This is a genomic window from Pseudomonas sp. 22526, assembly GCF_052044735.1.
Lineage (GTDB): Bacteria > Pseudomonadota > Gammaproteobacteria > Pseudomonadales > Pseudomonadaceae > Aquipseudomonas > Aquipseudomonas piscium.
In genome coordinates, this window is record NZ_JBQENK010000015.1 from 77,688 (window position 1) to 93,206 (window position 15,519).

Below are 15,519 nucleotides of genomic sequence, written 5' to 3' on the forward strand. Positions count from 1 at the left end.
CGAGGTTCTCTCTTTAGATGACCAGTTTCAGGCTTGGGCTTTTGGCCCGGGATACGCAGGGGTAGATCTTGTTGCTGCAGGCGGCCTGCTGCGGGCTCATGATGAAATCGCGGTGATCGACTTCACCTTCCAGCACGTCCAGCTCGCACACCCCGCATTCGCCGCGCCGGCAGTCGTAGAGCGGCTCCAGGCCGGCCTCTTCGAGAGCGTCGAGCAGGGACTGGCCGGGCTGCACCCGCAGGTCGATGCCGGAGTCCGCGGCATGCACGGCGAAGCCGGGTTCGTCTTCCGCCAGCGTGGTGTTGAAGATTTCGAAGTGGATGCGTTCGCGAGGAAAGCCCAGGTTCTGGGCATGGCTGAACACGTCGTTGAGCATGGCTTGTGGGCCGCACACATATAGGCGGTCCCGGGGTTGCAGCTGGCCCAGCACCGCGGCCACCGACGGGCGCCCCTCGGCCGAGTCGGAGCAGTGCAGGCTCAGGCTGTCTTGCAACAGTTCGCGCATTTGCGCGGCATAGGCGGCGTCGCCCGCGCTTTTGGCGAAATAGTGCAGCCGCGCCGGGCGCTGCCGGGCCCGCAGATGCCCGAGGATGCCGGTCAACGGCGTGATGCCGATGCCGCCGGCGAGGGCGATGTCGGCGCCGTCGCTGTCGTCCAGCTGGTAGTCGAAGGCGTTGAACGGGCCGTCGAGTCGTACCTGGTCGCCGATATTCAGCTGGCGGATATAAGCACTGCTGGACGAGTCGGGGTTCAGGCGAATGGCGAACACCAGGCTGCCCTGGGGCAGCTCATGTTCGGCCAGTTCGACCCGGGAGTAGTGACGCCATTGCTCGAGTTGGGGAATCCACCATTTGAAGTGGGCCCCGGCGGTGGCCTCGCAGGGGGCCGGCACAAGAGGCGCCAGAGTGATTTCCTTGATGCTTGGCGAGAGCATCAGGCACTGGGTGATCTGGTAATTCATGGGGTGACTCGCTGTCAGCTTAACGGTGTTTCATGCAGGTACAGCCACTGGGCCGAGTGCTCATGGATACGGATCACCACCACCGAGAGGCGCGAGGTTTCCTTCTGCTCCAGGCGATGGGTTTCCTTGTAGCGGATCGCCGCGCTGTGGCCTTCGTGCCACACGGTGTGCAGGTCGCTGACAAGGATCTCCAGGCCGGGGCGGGCACCGACCGCGCCGCGGAACATCTGTTCGACCTGCTCGCGGCTGACGATGGCGCCCGCGGTGGTGACCATGCTGAAGTGCTCGGCGAAGGCCGGCAGCAGGCGGTCGATGGCGGCGGCGCCGTTGCCGTCCTGGTCGGTGAAGACCGCGTGGATCAGTTCGTGGACCGCATGGATGCTGTGTTTGGCCTGTTCAACGATTGTGTTGTGCATGACATTCCTTTTGCGTGGTCAGGTTGCTCATCTGCAACAGGGGTAACAGACCCATCACCGCCGCGATGACGAAGGTCAGGTGATAGGCCGGGGTAGACGCCAGGCTGGCGAGCAGCAGGTTGTAGATCATCAGGAACAGCGCGGCGCCGATGCTGAAGGACATCTGCCGGTTGATGTTCCAGATCACGCTGCCCTTGTGGGTATCGGCACCTTCGAAGTCCATCAGCGAAGTGGTTTGCGCGGTGTTGGCGCCAATGCCGCCGCCGATGCCCATCAGGCAGTAGGCAATGACAATGATCGGCAGGTCGGCGGCGCTGTCGACCAGGCAGAGGGTGGCGATGCCGGCGCTGTGCAGGAGCATGCCGAGGGTGAACAGGCGCCGGGCGCCGAAGCGGTTGTAGACCCGGCCGCAGACCAGCATGGCGATGAAGGCGCCGCTGGCGTAGAGGATCATGAACATGCCGGTCAGCTTGGCGCTGAAGTGCAGGCTGTTCTGCAGGAAGAAGATGCTCAGCAGGTTGACCCCGGTGAACACCCCGGGAATCGCGTAGTAGATGAAGATCGAGGTGCTGAGCTTCTTGCTCTTGAGCAGGCTCAACTCGACGATGGCGTTGTCGCAGCGGCGGTAGTGCAGGACATACAGCACTACGCAGGTGACGCCCAGCATCAGGCAGCTCAGGGCGGCCAGCGGCGGGTAGTCGCCGCCGTACAGCGACATGCCCATCAGCAGGCTGCCCAGGGCCGCGCTGACCAGCAGCAGGCCCTTGATGTCCGGGCGCGCCAGGCTGGCGGGCCGGGCTTCCTTGATCCACAGCCAGGACAGGGCGGCGGCGATCAGCGAGAACGGAATGTTGCTGTGGAACACCCAGCGCCAGGAGCTGCTGTCGACGATCACGCCGCCGATGGTCGGCGAAATGGCCGGGGCGATCAGGGCGACGGCCATCACCAGGGTGGAGATCTTGGCTCGTTGCGGGCCCTGGAACAGGTTGAAGGTCAGGGCCTGGCCCACCGGGATCAGCAAGCCGCCGCCGATGCCCTGGACGAAACGCCAGATCACCAGTTCATGGAAGCTGCCGGCCATCCCGCACATCCACACGGCGCCGCTGAAGAGCAGCATCGAGGCGGTGAGGATTTCGCGGCTGCCGAATCGTCCGGCCAGCCAGGTGCTCACTGGAATGATCAGGGTCAGGCCGAGAATATAGGCATTGGCCACCCAGGCCACGGATGAAGTCGAAACTTGCATATCATGGGCAATGCTCGGTAAAGCCACTGCCGACATGAATATATTTATACAGTCGATAAAGAATCCGATGAGGAATATAAGAGCCACTTTGTAGCGATAAGTCATATGATCTCCCTTTTGCGGCGGGATCATAGGAGCGATAGACCGAGGGTGTCGATACGCCTATACTTGAAACATTGTTTGATGGAATTTAACAATGATTTGCAAAAACGGTGAGCCATAACATGCACACGCATCTAAATCGCGTCCAGACATTCCTGGCGGTTGTCGATTTCGGTTCCTATACCAAGGCGGCCAACTACCTGTGCATCAGCAAAGCCATGGCCAGCCTGCATGTCAAGGCGCTCGAGGAAGTTTTGTCGGCGACCCTGTTGATCCGCAATACCCGCAATATATCCCTGACGGAAATAGGCCAGGACTTTTATAACGAGTTCAAGGGGATTGTCGCGGACATCGACAATGCCTTCGAAAATGTCCTGCACGGGCATAATCGTATCTCCGGAAAGTTGCGCTTCAGTTCAACTAGCGAATATGGAGAGCGCTATATACTGCCGATCATTTCCAAGTTCACCGAGCGTTATCCGGAGATCCGTCTTTGTTATAACTTCAACTCTTCGTTGAATGATCTGGTGGCGGAAAAACTCGATCTGGTGATCCGCCTGGGCAACCTCGCCGACTCGGCTTTCAAAAGCCGCAAGCTGGCCGATTACGAGATCGTCCTGGTGGCCAGCCCGGACTTTCTGGTGCGCCATCCGCTGGTCGAGCCCCTGGACCTGAACAGCGTGCCGTGGATCGCCAACAGCAACCTGCAAGGGCCGACCAACTGGACCCTGAGCCACCCGCAACTGGGCCAGGTCGAAGTCAACGGGCCCAATCACTTCGAGTCCAATTCCTCCACCGCCATCCGCGCCATGACCCTGTCGTCCCTCGGCGTGTCGGTACTGCCCGGCTGGGTGGTCGAGGACGACCTGGCGAGCGGCCGGCTGGTGCGCCTGCTGCCCGAGTACGCCTTGCCTTCGCAGTCGGTGAACGTGGTGTTTCCCAACAGTTCGCACCTGCCGCACAAGTCGCGGGCGTTCATCGATTTCCTGTTGCTGCACCTGGGGCAGTGATGGGCGATACTCGGCGCGTTCGTGGCATCACTTGTGGGGAACCCAATGCCGTTGCAATCCTTGACCAGCCTGGCCGCCGTCGATCCGCAGCAATGGGACGGCCTGCTCAGTGACGGCCAGCCGTTCCTGCGCCACGCCTTCCTCAGCACGCTGGAAGACAGCGGCAGCCTCGGCCCGCGTTCCGGCTGGCAGGCCGAGCACCTGTTGCATGTGCAAGACGGGCGCCTGATCGCGGCGCTGCCGAGCTACCGCAAGTGGCATTCCTACGGCGAGTACGTGTTCGACCATGGCTGGGCCGACGCCTGCGCCCGGGCCGGCATCGAGTATTACCCCAAGCTGCTGAGCGCCGTGCCCTTCAGCCCGGTCAGCGGCGCGCGGCTGCTGGCGGCGAGCCTGGAAGACGGCCTCGAACTGCTGCAAAGCCTGCCCGGTTACCTGGAGATCGAAGGGCTCTCCAGCGCCCATATCAACTTCACCGATGCCTTTACCGATGCTGCCCTGGCCGGGCAAGTCGGTTGGCTGCAGCGCCTGGGTTGCCAGTTCCATTGGCAGAACCGCGGCTATCGGGACTTCCAGGACTTTCTCGATAGCCTCAGCTCGCGCAAACGCAAGCAGATGCGCAAGGAGCGCGAGCAGGTGGCGGGGCAGGGCATCGAGTTCGAGTGGCTCGAAGGTCGGCAGCTCAGCGAGGCGCAGTGGGATTTTGTCTACGCCTGTTACGCCAACACCTATGCGGTGCGGCGCCAGTCACCCTACCTGACCCGGGCCTTTTTCAGCCTGTTGGCCGAGCGCATGCCCGAGGCCATCCGGGTGGTGTTGGCCAAGCAGAACGCCAGGCCGGTGGCCATGGCTTTCAGCCTGATCGGCGGCGACAGTTTCTACGGGCGTTACTGGGGTTGCCTGGCGGAGTTCGATCGCCTGCATTTCGAAACCTGTTTCTACCAGGGCATGGACTACGCCATTGCCCAGGGCATGCAGCGCTTCGACGCCGGGGCCCAGGGCGAGCACAAGCTGATTCGCGGGTTCGAGCCGGTGATTACCCGGTCCTGGCACTACCTGCGGCACCCCGGCTTGAAAGCGGCGGTGGAGGATTTTCTCCAGCAGGAGCGGGTGGGCGTGCTGGCTTACGCCGAAGAGGCGAGGGCCGCGCTGCCCTATCGGCAGGCGTGACCCTCGGGGTTGCTGTCAGCTGTCTTCCTTGCCCAGCCAGCGATAGATGCCGCCGCCGACCACCGCGCCGAGAATCGGCGCCAGCCAGAACAGCCACAGCTGCTGGATCGCCCAGCCACCGACGATCAAGGCCGGCCCGGTGCTGCGCGCCGGGTTGACCGAGGTGTTGGTCACCGGAATCGAGATCAGGTGGATCAGCGTCAGCGCCAGGCCGATGGCGATCGGTGCGAAGCCCACCGGCGCACGTTTATCGGTGGCGCCGAGGATGATCACCACGAACATCCCGGTCATCACCAGCTCACTGACAAAACCCGCCGTCAGTGAATAACCTCCCGGCGAATGTTCGCCATAGCCGTTGGAGGCCAGCCCGCTGGCCAGCTCGAAACCGGGCTTGCCGCTGGCGATGAAGTACAGCAGCGCTGCGGCGATCACCCCGCCTATCACTTGCGCGACCACATAGGCAGGCAGTTCCTTGAGCGGAAAACGCCCGCCCACCACCAGGCCGACAGACACCGCGGGGTTGAGATGGCAGCCGGAGATATGGCCGATGGCGAAGGCCATCGTCAGGACGGTAAGACCGAAGGCCAGCGACACGCCCAGCAGGCCGATCCCGACATCCGGAAACGCGGCCGCCAGTACCGCGCTGCCACAACCACCCAATACCAGCCAGAAGGTACCTAACAACTCAGTGACTGAACGTTTGAACAGCGACATAGAAGTTATTCCTTATCGATCCGATAAAGCCGTTATGCAGCCGTGCAGCCTGGCTACAGGCCCTGCTCCAGAACCTAGGGTCTGAGTACAGCAGGCTTTTTTTACAATTCCAGTTCAGGTCACCTGTAGCCGCTGCCGAGCTTGCGAGGCTGCGCTCGGCCGCGTAGCGGTCGTAAAACCGGACAACCTGTTCTTTCTGGAATACCGCGTGCCCAGGTTTTGCGAGGACTACGTCCTCGAACGCAGCCTTGCAAGCTCGGCAGCGGCTACAGGGATGCGGTGGGGCGTGGAGATGTAAAAAACGCCAGGGCCCGGGAGGGCGCTGGCGTTTTTGGCGGGTTCTCGGCGGTTCAGTCGATACCGACAAAACCTCCAGTCTGGTGCTGCCACAGGCGTGCATACAAACCGCCATGGGCCAGTAGCTCGGCGTGGGTGCCGCTCTCGGCGATGCGGCCTTTTTCCAGGACCACCAGGCGGTCCATGCGGGCGATGGTCGAGAGCCGGTGGGCGATGGCGATCACGGTCTTGCCCTGCATCAGGGTCTCCAGGCTTTCCTGGATCGCCGCCTCGACTTCCGAGTCCAGGGCCGAGGTGGCCTCGTCCATGATCAGGATCGGCGCATCCTTGAGCAGCACCCGGGCAATGGCGATGCGCTGGCGCTGGCCGCCGGAGAGTTTCACCCCGCGCTCGCCGACATGGGCATCGAAGCCGGTGCGGCCCTGGGCGTCGGACAGCAACGGGATGAACTCGTCGGCGCGGGCCTTGCGCACCGCTTCCCAGAGTTCCTCGTCGGTGGCGTCGGGCTTGCCGTACAGCAGGTTGTCGCGGATCGAGCGGTGCAGCAGCGAAGTGTCCTGGGTGATCATGCCGATCCGTTCGCGCAGGCTTTCCTGGGTCACCTCGGCGATGTTCTGGTTGTCGATCAGGATGCGACCGCTCTCCAGGTCATAGAGCCGCAGCAACAGGTTGACCAGGGTCGACTTGCCGGCGCCGGACGGGCCGATCAGGCCGATCTTTTCCCCGGGCTTGATGATCAGGTTGAGGTCGCTGATGACCCCGGTCTTTTTCCCGTAGTGGAAGTCCACATGCTCGAAACGCACCTCGCCGCTGGCCACCGCCAGGCGCGGCGCCTGCTCGCGGTCGCTGACGCTGATGGGCTGGGCGATGGTCTGCAGGCCGTCCTGGACCATGCCGATGTTCTCGAAGATGCCGTTGACCACCCACATGATCCAGCCGGACATGTTGACGATGCGGATCACCAGGCCGGTGGCCAGGGCGATGGCGCCGACCGAGATCAGCGACTGGGTCCACAGCCACAGGGCCAGGCCCGTGGTGGAGACGATCAGCAGGCCGTTCATGGCGGTGATCACCACGTCCATGCTGGTGATGACACGACCGGCCAGCTGGCTTTTCTCGGTCTGTTCGCCGATGGCTTCGCGGGCGTAGTTCTGCTCGAAGTGGGTGTGGGCGAACAGCTTGAGGGTGGTGATGTTGGTGTAGCCGTCGACGATCCTGCCGACCAGCTTGGAATTGGCGTCCGAGGAAATCACCGAGCGCTCCTTGACCCGCGGCACGAAGTACCAGAGCGCGCCGATGTAGCTGGCGATCCAGATCAGCAGCGGGATCATCAGGTGCCAGTCGGCCTCGGCGAACAGCACCAGGGCGCTGACCGCATAGATCAGCACGTGCCACAGCGCGTCCACCGCCTGCACCGCCGAGTCGCGCAACGAATTGCCAGTCTGCATGATGCGCTGGGCGATGCGCCCGGCGAAATCGTTCTGGAAGAAGTTCAGGCTCTGCTTGAGCACGTAGCTGTGGTTCTGCCAGCGAATCAGGCTGGTCATGCCCGGGCTGATGGTCTGGTGCACCAGCAGGTCATGCAGGGCGACGAACAGCGGGCGGAAGATCAGCGCGACCACCGCCATCCAGGCCAGTTCGAGGCCGTGGGTCTTGAAGATCTCGACATTGGGCGTGCCCTGGGCCAGGTCGATGATCGTGCTCAGGTAGCTGAACAGCGACACCTCGATCAGTGCCACGAACAGGCCGACCACCAGCAGGGCGACGAAGCTTGGCCAGACTTGCTTGATGTAATAGAGGTAGAAGGGCAGTACGCGGTTGGGGGGAGCGGCAGTGGGAGCGTCGCGGAAAATATCGATCAGCTGTTCAAAACGACGATAGAGCATGGGATCTGACGCCCGCGTGGCGGGCTCTCCTTATCAGTAAGCAGGCGCAGCGCTGTGTCAGCGCTGCGCCGGGACTCCCGGTGACGCATTAGTCGATGCGCTTGGCCGACTTGATCAGCACGGGGTCGATCGGCACGTTCTGCATGCCTTGTTTGGTGGTGGTCTGCGAGTTGACGATCTGGTCGACCACGTCCATGCCGCTCACCACTTTGGCGAACACCGCGTAACCGGCATCGCGGCCCGGATCGAGGAAGGCGTTGTCGGCGACGTTGATGAAGAACTGGCTGGTGGCCGAGTTCGGGTTCGAGGTGCGGGCCATGGACAGGGTGCCACGCACGTTATGCAGGCCGTTGCTGGCTTCGTTCTTGATCGGGTCGCGGGTTTCCTTCTGCACCATCTGCGGGGTGAAGCCGCCGCCCTGGACCATGAAACCCGGGATCACCCGGTGAAAGATGGTGTTGGTGTAGAAGCCGCTGTCGACGTAGTCGAGGAAGTTCTTGCTGGAGATCGGCGCCTTGACCGGGTCCAGTTCGACTTCGATCTTGCCGAAGCTGGTGTCCAGCAGGACGTGAGGCGCCTTGGCCGGTTGGGCGGCCATCAGGTTGGCAGCGAACAGAACGGAGCCGGCGACGAGGGCGATTTTTTTCAGCATGGGTCAGTGATCCTGGGTGGTGGTGTCGACTGCGGTTAAAAACTCGAGCAGGGTTTGGTTGAAGCGTTGCGGCTGGTCCAGCGGGGTGGCGTGACGCGAATCGGCGATCACCACCAGGCGCCCGTCGGGCAGCAGTTTCACATAACTTTCTTTCAGTGCGACCGGGGTGTAGTCACGGTCGGCGCTGATGACCAGGGTTGGACAGGCGACTTGTGAAAGTCGTTCCTGGACCCCCCAGCCAACGATGGCATCGAAGCTTGCGAGATAAGCACGTTTGTCGTTTTTTGCCCAGCGCTCGGCCATCTTTTGCCGCAGCTCGCCCTGCTCCGGTTTGGGGAACAGTTTGCCGCCCAGGGCAATGCCGATGGCTTCGAGGCTGAGCAGGCGCATCAGGCTCCAGCGCTTGAACCACTGCCAGGCATCGTTGGCGCTGCGGATCTTCACCTCGGGCGCGCTGTTGACGATGCACAGGCTTTTCAGCAGGCCGGGCTGATCCACCGCGAGCTGGAAGGCGATCATGCCGCCCATGGACAGGCCCGCCAGATGCACCCGCGAAAGGTTCAGGTGCTCCAGCAGGGCGACCAGGTCGGCACTGAAACCGGCGATGCTGTAGGGCTCGCGGGGTTTGTCGGAGCGACCATGGCCGCGCACGTCGGGCAGGATCAGGCGGTAATGGGCGGACAGCTCGGCGATCTGCTTTTCCCAGTCCAGGGTGCTGGAACCGAGCCCGTGAACCAGCACCAGCGGTTCGCCATGACCGTATTCCTCGTAGTGCAGGGTGCATCCTTCGTGTTCGAAATAGGCCATGGCTGAATTCCTGTTCAGGCGCGTGGAGGGTTCAAGTGCGGGTTCAGGCTTGTTCCGGGGCGGCGAACGGCGCGTCCAGCGGCGCGGTGTCGAAGGTGCGCAGCAGTTCGACGAGGATCTGCGTGGCCGGGCCCAGGGGTTTGTCCTTGTTCGAATACAGGTAGAAGGTCGGGTGCCGGCTGCCGCCCTGGTCCAACGGTAGCACCTTGAGCAGGCCTTCCCTGAGTTCGCGTTCGATCATATGGCGCGGCAGCCAGGCAAAGCCCAGGCCGCTGCCGACGAAGGTGGCGGCGGTGGCCAGGCTACCGACGGTCCAGCGCTGTTCGGCGCCGAGCCAGCCGACGTCCCGCGGCTGCTGGCGGCCGGAGTCGCGGATCACCACCTGCAGCTGGCTTTCCAGGTCCTGGAAATTCAGCTCGCGGTTCAGTCGGTGCAGGGCGTGTTCCGGGTGGGCCACGGCGACGAACTCCACCGAGCTCATTTCCGTGCCCAGGTAGCCGGAGATATTGAAGCCGCTGATGGCCAGGTCGGCCACGCCTTCGAGCAGCACCTCTTCGACCCCGGACAACACTTCCTCGCGCAGGCGCACCCGGCAGCCGCGGCTTTGCGGCATGAAGGCGGTCAGGGCGCGGACCAGGCGCGCGTTGGGGTAGGCGGCGTCCACCACCAGGCGCACCTCGGCTTCCCAGCCCTGTTCCATATGGTGGGCCAGGTCTTCCAATTGGCTGGCCTGTTTCACCAGTTGCCGCGAGCGGCGCAGCAGTACGCCGCCGGCCTCGGTGAGCACGGCCTTGCGCCCGTCGATACGCAGCAGCGGCACGCCCAGTTGGTCCTGCATGCGCGCCACGGTGTAGCTGACAGAAGATTGCGAACGGTGCAGCGCCTCGGCGGCCTGGGCGAAGCCGCCGTGGTCGACCACGGCCTGCAGCGTCCGCCATTGATCGAGGGTAACGCGGGGCGCTTTCATGAGGAGCTCCTCTTGTCCTAAGCTGGCGCTCCTTATTGGAGACTGCCGAATGAGAAAAATCTGTTGTGTGTTGCTGGCCCTGCTGCCGCTCAGTGCGTTCGCCTATCCCATCGACGTGAAGAAACACCTCGAAGGCGTGAGCATCGACTACACCGCCTACGACACCGATGCCGACATCGGTTCGATCCAGGTGAACAACTACGGCACCACCGACGCCGCCTGCACGGTGGTCTTCCGCAACGGCCCCGAAGCCCCGCGCACGCGCAAGGTGGAAGTGGCGGCCGGCAAGTTCAAGAACGCCACGGCCAAGTTCAACCGCAGCATCATCAAGCTGCGCATCGACCTGACCTGTACCGCCAAGTAAGCGCAACGCGGAGCAGGGTGCGCGACCTGCTCCGCTTATAAACGAATTTATTGATTGGTTATAGCAGTTATTTGCGCTTTTTCATCGATATGACTCTGTTTAATCTGCGCTCCATCGACCTACAGCATTCCCGATGGAGGCTACATCCCATGTCCCGCGTTCTGATCATCGAAAGCAGTGCCCGTCAGCAGGATTCCGTTTCCCGCCAGCTGACCCAGACCTTCATCAAGCAATGGCAAGCGGCCCACCCGGCCGACCAGATCACCCTGCGTGACCTGGCGGTAACCCCGGTGCCGCACCTGGACAGCAACCTGCTGGGCGGCTGGATGAAACCCGCCGGGCAGCGCAACGAGATCGAAGAGGCCTCGCTGCAGCGTTCCAACGAACTGACCGATGAACTGCTGGCCGCCGACGTGCTGGTGATGGCCGCGCCGATGTACAACTTCGCCATCCCGAGCACCCTCAAAGCCTGGCTGGACCACGTGCTGCGTGCCGGTGTGACCTTCAAGTACACCGAAACCGGTCCCCAGGGCCTGCTCAACGGCAAGCGTGCCTATGTGCTGACCGCCCGTGGCGGCATCTACGCCGGCAGCACTGCGGATCACCAGGAACCCTACCTGCGCCAGGTCATGGGTTTCATCGGGATCCACGACGTCGAGTTCATTCACGCCGAAGGCATGAACCTGGGCGGCGACTTCCAGGAGAAGGGCCTGAACCAGGCCAACGCCAAACTGGCCCAGGTCGCCTGATCCGTTAATCGCCAGATAATCGCGCAGTGGTCTAGTAGGCCCTGCGCTCCCCTTCAAGTTTGTTTTGCGCATCGAACCTCCCTTTGCACTTGTTGCTCCTGAGTGCTCCCGCCCGATTGAACGCTTTGCGAGATCGGGCTTTTTTTTGCCCGCGATTTTCTGATGCGTCTGTAGGAGCGAGGCTTGCCCGCGATCCGCGCAAGCGGCCAGACTTTGCGGTGCCTGTCAGATCGTTATCGCGAGCAAGCTTCGCTCCTACGGGGAAGGTGTTTCATTGTTCGCGGCAAAACCGCTATCGTCGCCGCCTCTTCAAGATGAGGCGAGCCATGGGCTATCTACTTTTTGTCACGCTGATCCAGGCGTTTTCCTTCAGCCTGATCGGCGAATACCTGGCTGGGCATGTCGACAGTTATTTCGCGGTGCTGGTCCGGGTGCTGCTGGCCGGGCTGGTGTTCATCCCGCTGACCCGCTGGCGCCAGGTGGAGCCGGCGTTCATGCGCGGCATGCTGCTGATCGGCGCCTTGCAGTTCGGCGTGACCTACGTCTGCCTGTACCTGAGTTTCCGCGTGCTGACGGTGCCGGAGGTGCTGCTGTTCACCATCCTCACGCCGCTGCATGTGACCCTGATCGAAGACGCGCTGAATAGGCGCTTCAACCCCTGGGGCCTGCTGGCGGCGCTGGTGGCGGTGGCCGGGGCGGCGGTGATCCGCTACGACCGCATCAGCCCGGATTTCTTCATGGGCTTCTTGCTGCTGCAACTGGCCAACTTCACCTACGCTGCCGGGCAGGTGTTGTACAAGCACCTGGTGGCGCGCTATCCGAGCGACCTGCCGCATTACCGGCGTTTCGGCTACTTCTACCTGGGGGCGCTGGCGGTGGTGTTGCCGGCCTTCCTGCTGTTCGGCAAGCCGGACTTCCTGCCCGAAGCGCCGTTGCAATGGGCGGTGCTGCTGTTTCTCGGGCTGGTGTCCACCGCGCTGGGGCTGTACTGGTGGAACAAGGGCGCCTGCCTGGTCACTGGCGCGACCCTGGCGGTGATGAACAACCTGCATGTGCCGGTGGGGCTGCTGATCAACCTGTTGATCTGGAACCAGCATGAAGCGTTGGGGCGTCTGTTCCTGGGGGCGCTGGTGATTCTGGCTGCGGTGTGGATCAGCCGTCGCGGCACGAAGGCCACGATCTTGTAGGAGCGAGGCTTGCCCGCGATCCGCGCAGCGGCCTGACTTTGCGTTGCCTGCCAGATCGCTATCGCGAGCAAGCTTCGCTCCTACAAAGGATTGGGTTGATCGCCCCGGGGGACGGGGCGATCAGGCGGGGGTTACAACGCGCGTTTTTCCGCTTCGGGGATATGGCTGGCGCCCAGCACCGCCGGCAGCAGGCCGGCGCGCAGGTCGTTGCCGCTCGGCTGCTGGTACAGGCTCAGGCCGAACTCCGGCATCACCGCCAGCAGGTAATCGAAGATATCGCCCTGGATGCGCTCGTAGTCGGTCCACGCCGTGGTGCGGGTGAAGCAGTAGATTTCCAGTGGAATGCCCTGGGCGGTGGTCTGCATCTGGCGGACCATGCAGGTCATGTTCGGCTGGATGTCCGGATGGCTCTTGAGGTACGCCAGGGCATAGGCGCGGAAGGTCCCCAGGTTGGTCATGCGGCGGCGGTTGGCCGACATGGCGGCGACATTGCCCTGGGCTTCGTTCCAGCTCTTGAGCTCGGCCTGCTTGCGACTGATGTAGTCGGTGAGCAGGTGGACCTTGCCCAGGCGCGCTTCTTCCTCATCGTTGATGAAGCGCACGCCGCTGGCGTCGATGTACAGGCTGCGCTTGATCCGCCGGCCGCCGGACTGCTGCATGCCGCGCCAGTTCTTGAACGACTCGGACATCAGGCGCCAGGTGGGGATCGAGACAATGGTCTTGTCGAAGTTCTGCACCTTGACCGTGTGCAGGGTGATATCGACCACATCGCCGTCGGCGCCGACCTGGGGCATTTCGATCCAGTCGCCGACCCGCAGCATGTCGTTGCTGGTCAGCTGCACGCTGGCGACGAACGACAGCAGGGTGTCCTTGTAGACCAACAGGATCACCGCCGACATGGCACCCAGGCCGGACAACAGCAGCAGCGGCGAGCGGTCGATCAGGGTGGCGACGATGATGATCGCGCCGAACACGAACAGCACCATCTTCGCCAACTGCACGTAACCCTTGATCGAACGGGTGCGCGCGTGTTCGGTACGGGCGTAGATGTCCAGCAGGGCGTTGAGCAGGGCGCTGATGGCCAGCACCTGGAACAGGATGGTGAAGGCCAGGGCCAGGTTGCCGAGGAACACCAGGCTGGTCTTGCTCAGCTCCGGCACCAGGTGCAGGCCGAACTGGACCACCAGCGACGGGGTCATCTGCGCCAGGCGATGGAACACTTTGTTCTGGCGCAGGTCGTTGAGCCAGTGCAGGGACGGCTGGCGGCCGAGCAGCTTGACCGCGTGCAGGATGAGGTAGCGCGCCACTCGTCCGACGAGCAGCGCCACCACCAGCAACACCAACAGGGCCAGGCTGGAATGCAGGAGCGGGTGCTCATCGAGCGCCCCCCAGAGGTCTTGAACGTTGAGCCAGAGCTGTTTGAAATCCATGGGGTCAGAAGCTTCCTCTATGAGACGAGACGGATCGATTAGAACATTTAAGCCGTTGAAAGTTACCGTTAAGGACAAACCGGCTAACAAAAAACCAGCTGTTTGCTGCTGTTTGCATAAAGAAACTCGGCCTTCGCGCCCGAAACCGTTACCCTATGCAGCTGTTTTTTTGCATATCTTCGAGGTAGCACCCGTGTTTTCCCAATTCGCCCTGCACGAACGCCTGCTCAAAGCCGTGGCCGAGCTTAAATTTGTCGAGCCAACGCCTGTGCAGGCAGCGGCCATTCCGCTCGCGCTCCAAGGGCGTGACCTGCGGGTGACGGCACAGACCGGCAGCGGCAAGACCGCCGCTTTCGTCCTGCCGATCCTCAATCGCCTGATCGGCCCGGCGAAGATCCGCGTCAGCATCAAGACCCTGATCCTGCTGCCGACCCGCGAACTGGCACAGCAGACCCTGAAGGAAGTCGAACGCTTCTCGCAGTTCACCTTCATCAAGGCCGGCCTGATCACCGGCGGTGAAGACTTCAAGGTCCAGGCCGCCATGCTGCGCAAGGTGCCGGACATCCTGATCGGCACCCCGGGTCGCCTGATCGAGCAACTGAATGCCGGCAACCTCGATTTGAAAGAAGTGGAAGTGCTGGTCCTCGACGAAGCCGACCGCATGCTCGACATGGGCTTTGCCGACGATGTGCAGCGCCTGGTGGACGAGTGCCCGAACCGTCAGCAGACCATGCTGTTCTCCGCCACCACCGGTGGCTCGGGCCTGCGCGAAATGGTCGCCAAGGTCCTGAACAACCCTGAGCACCTGCAACTGAACGCGGTCAGCCAGCTGAACGACACCACCCGTCAGCAGATCATCACTGCCGACCACAACCAGCACAAAGAGCAGATCGTCAACTGGCTGCTGGCCAACGAGACCTACCAGAAGGCCATTATTTTCACCAACACCCGGGTGATGGCCGACCGTATCTACGGCCGCCTGGTGGCCCAGGAATACAAGGCGTTCGTCCTGCACGGCGAGAAAGACCAGAAGGACCGCAAGCTGGCCATCGATCGCCTGAAGCAGGGCGGGGTGAAAATCCTCGTCGCCACCGACGTCGCCGCTCGCGGCCTGGACGTTGACGGCCTGGATCTGGTGATCAACTTCGACATGCCACGCAGCGGCGACGAATACGTGCACCGCATCGGCCGTACCGGCCGTGCCGGCAACGACGGCCTGGCCATCTCGCTGATCTGCCACGGCGACTGGAACCTGATGTCGAGCATCGAGCGCTACCTCAAGCAGAACTTCGAGCGCCGCACCATCAAGGAAGTCAAAGGCACCTACGGCGGGCCGAAGAAGGTCAAGGCCTCCGGCAAGGCCGCGGGCGTGAAGAAGAAAAAGACCGACGCCAAGGGCGACAAGAAAAAAGCCGCGGCCAAGGCCCCGACCAAACGCAAGACCGCCAACCGGCCGAAAAGCGATGCCCTGGTCAGCCAGGACGGCATGGCGCCGCTCAAGCGCCGCAAGCCGGCACCGGCTGCCGAATAAGCCGTAGCGCAACACAAAAAGCCCGGACCCTGT

At 62.7% G+C, this 15,519-nt stretch carries 15 protein-coding genes; 6 read left to right on the forward strand and 9 right to left on the reverse strand.

All coding sequences use genetic code 11. The features are described from left to right. Nucleotides 1-13 precede the first annotated feature (13 nt). Genes ACTJKT_RS22015 through ACTJKT_RS22025 form a run of 3 tightly spaced genes read right to left on the reverse strand, consistent with a single transcriptional unit; the run spans nt 14 to nt 2,725 of the window. Complete coding sequence (locus ACTJKT_RS22015; RefSeq protein WP_440788568.1) at nt 14-961, reverse strand: flavin reductase family protein; 948 nt, start codon at nt 959-961, stop codon at nt 14-16. A gap of 14 nt (nt 962-975) precedes the next feature. Then, nucleotides 976-1,377 (reverse strand): hypothetical protein, encoded by a 402-nt coding sequence (locus tag ACTJKT_RS22020; protein WP_038581331.1) that lies wholly within the window; start codon nt 1,375-1,377, stop codon nt 976-978. Continuing rightward, nucleotides 1,358-2,725, reverse strand: a complete 1,368-nt coding sequence (locus ACTJKT_RS22025; protein ID WP_440788569.1) for an MFS transporter — start codon at nt 2,723-2,725, stop codon at nt 1,358-1,360. Before ACTJKT_RS22025 ends, ACTJKT_RS22020 begins: the two co-directional genes overlap by 20 nt. A gap of 119 nt (nt 2,726-2,844) precedes the next feature. Between ACTJKT_RS22025 and ACTJKT_RS22030 the strand changes: the two genes are divergently transcribed. Together ACTJKT_RS22030 and ACTJKT_RS22035 are read left to right on the forward strand one after the other, a co-directional pair. Then, the gene (locus ACTJKT_RS22030) at nt 2,845-3,732 is read left to right on the forward strand and encodes a LysR family transcriptional regulator (RefSeq protein WP_440788570.1); all 888 of its coding nucleotides are present in this window, start codon (nt 2,845-2,847) and stop codon (nt 3,730-3,732) included. 45 nt (nt 3,733-3,777) lie between these two features. After that, nucleotides 3,778-4,902, forward strand: coding sequence for a GNAT family N-acetyltransferase (locus ACTJKT_RS22035; protein WP_440788571.1), 1,125 nt, complete (start codon nt 3,778-3,780; stop codon nt 4,900-4,902). 15 nt (nt 4,903-4,917) lie between these two features. On the opposite strand, the gene aqpZ is transcribed toward ACTJKT_RS22035, so the two are convergent. The 5 genes from aqpZ to ACTJKT_RS22060 all read right to left on the reverse strand — a co-directional run bounded on the left by aqpZ (nt 4,918) and on the right by ACTJKT_RS22060 (nt 10,225). Beyond that, nucleotides 4,918-5,616, reverse strand: a complete 699-nt coding sequence (aqpZ, locus tag ACTJKT_RS22040; protein ID WP_097302448.1) for an aquaporin Z — start codon at nt 5,614-5,616, stop codon at nt 4,918-4,920. A 350-nt stretch (nt 5,617-5,966) separates the two neighbouring features. Continuing rightward, a complete protein-coding gene (locus ACTJKT_RS22045) occupies nt 5,967-7,799 on the reverse strand; it encodes an ABC transporter ATP-binding protein (RefSeq protein WP_440788572.1) in 1,833 nt (610 codons plus the stop codon). A gap of 88 nt (nt 7,800-7,887) precedes the next feature. Further along, a complete protein-coding gene (locus tag ACTJKT_RS22050) occupies nt 7,888-8,451 on the reverse strand; it encodes a peptidylprolyl isomerase A (protein WP_007920626.1) in 564 nt (187 codons plus the stop codon). A gap of 3 nt (nt 8,452-8,454) precedes the next feature. Further along, nucleotides 8,455-9,258: an alpha/beta fold hydrolase gene (locus tag ACTJKT_RS22055; RefSeq protein ID WP_097302450.1), complete on the reverse strand. Its 804-nt coding sequence runs from the start codon at nt 9,256-9,258 to the stop codon at nt 8,455-8,457. Between the two features lie 43 nt (nt 9,259-9,301). Further along, a complete protein-coding gene (locus tag ACTJKT_RS22060) occupies nt 9,302-10,225 on the reverse strand; it encodes a LysR family transcriptional regulator (protein ID WP_025805103.1) in 924 nt (307 codons plus the stop codon). Between the two features lie 49 nt (nt 10,226-10,274). On the opposite strand from ACTJKT_RS22060, the gene ACTJKT_RS22065 reads away from it, so the two are divergent. From ACTJKT_RS22065 to ACTJKT_RS22075, 3 genes are all read left to right on the forward strand, one after another. Beyond that, on the forward strand, nt 10,275-10,589 hold the full coding sequence (locus ACTJKT_RS22065; RefSeq protein WP_025805104.1) for a hypothetical protein: 315 nt from the start codon (nt 10,275-10,277) through the stop codon (nt 10,587-10,589). Nucleotides 10,590-10,738: 149 nt separating this feature from the next. Beyond that, the gene (locus ACTJKT_RS22070; protein ID WP_440788573.1) at nt 10,739-11,338 is read left to right on the forward strand and encodes an FMN-dependent NADH-azoreductase; all 600 of its coding nucleotides are present in this window, start codon (nt 10,739-10,741) and stop codon (nt 11,336-11,338) included. 326 nt (nt 11,339-11,664) lie between these two features. Then, nucleotides 11,665-12,525: a carboxylate/amino acid/amine transporter gene (locus tag ACTJKT_RS22075; protein WP_440788574.1), complete on the forward strand. Its 861-nt coding sequence runs from the start codon at nt 11,665-11,667 to the stop codon at nt 12,523-12,525. Between the two features lie 131 nt (nt 12,526-12,656). Here the strand turns inward: ACTJKT_RS22075 and ACTJKT_RS22080 are convergent, their stop codons facing one another. Next, nucleotides 12,657-13,955, reverse strand: coding sequence for a mechanosensitive ion channel family protein (locus ACTJKT_RS22080; RefSeq protein WP_440788575.1), 1,299 nt, complete (start codon nt 13,953-13,955; stop codon nt 12,657-12,659). Between the two features lie 193 nt (nt 13,956-14,148). On the opposite strand from ACTJKT_RS22080, the gene ACTJKT_RS22085 reads away from it, so the two are divergent. Then, nucleotides 14,149-15,486, forward strand: a complete 1,338-nt coding sequence (locus ACTJKT_RS22085) for a DEAD/DEAH box helicase (protein ID WP_097302455.1) — start codon at nt 14,149-14,151, stop codon at nt 15,484-15,486. Nucleotides 15,487-15,519 lie beyond the last annotated feature (33 nt).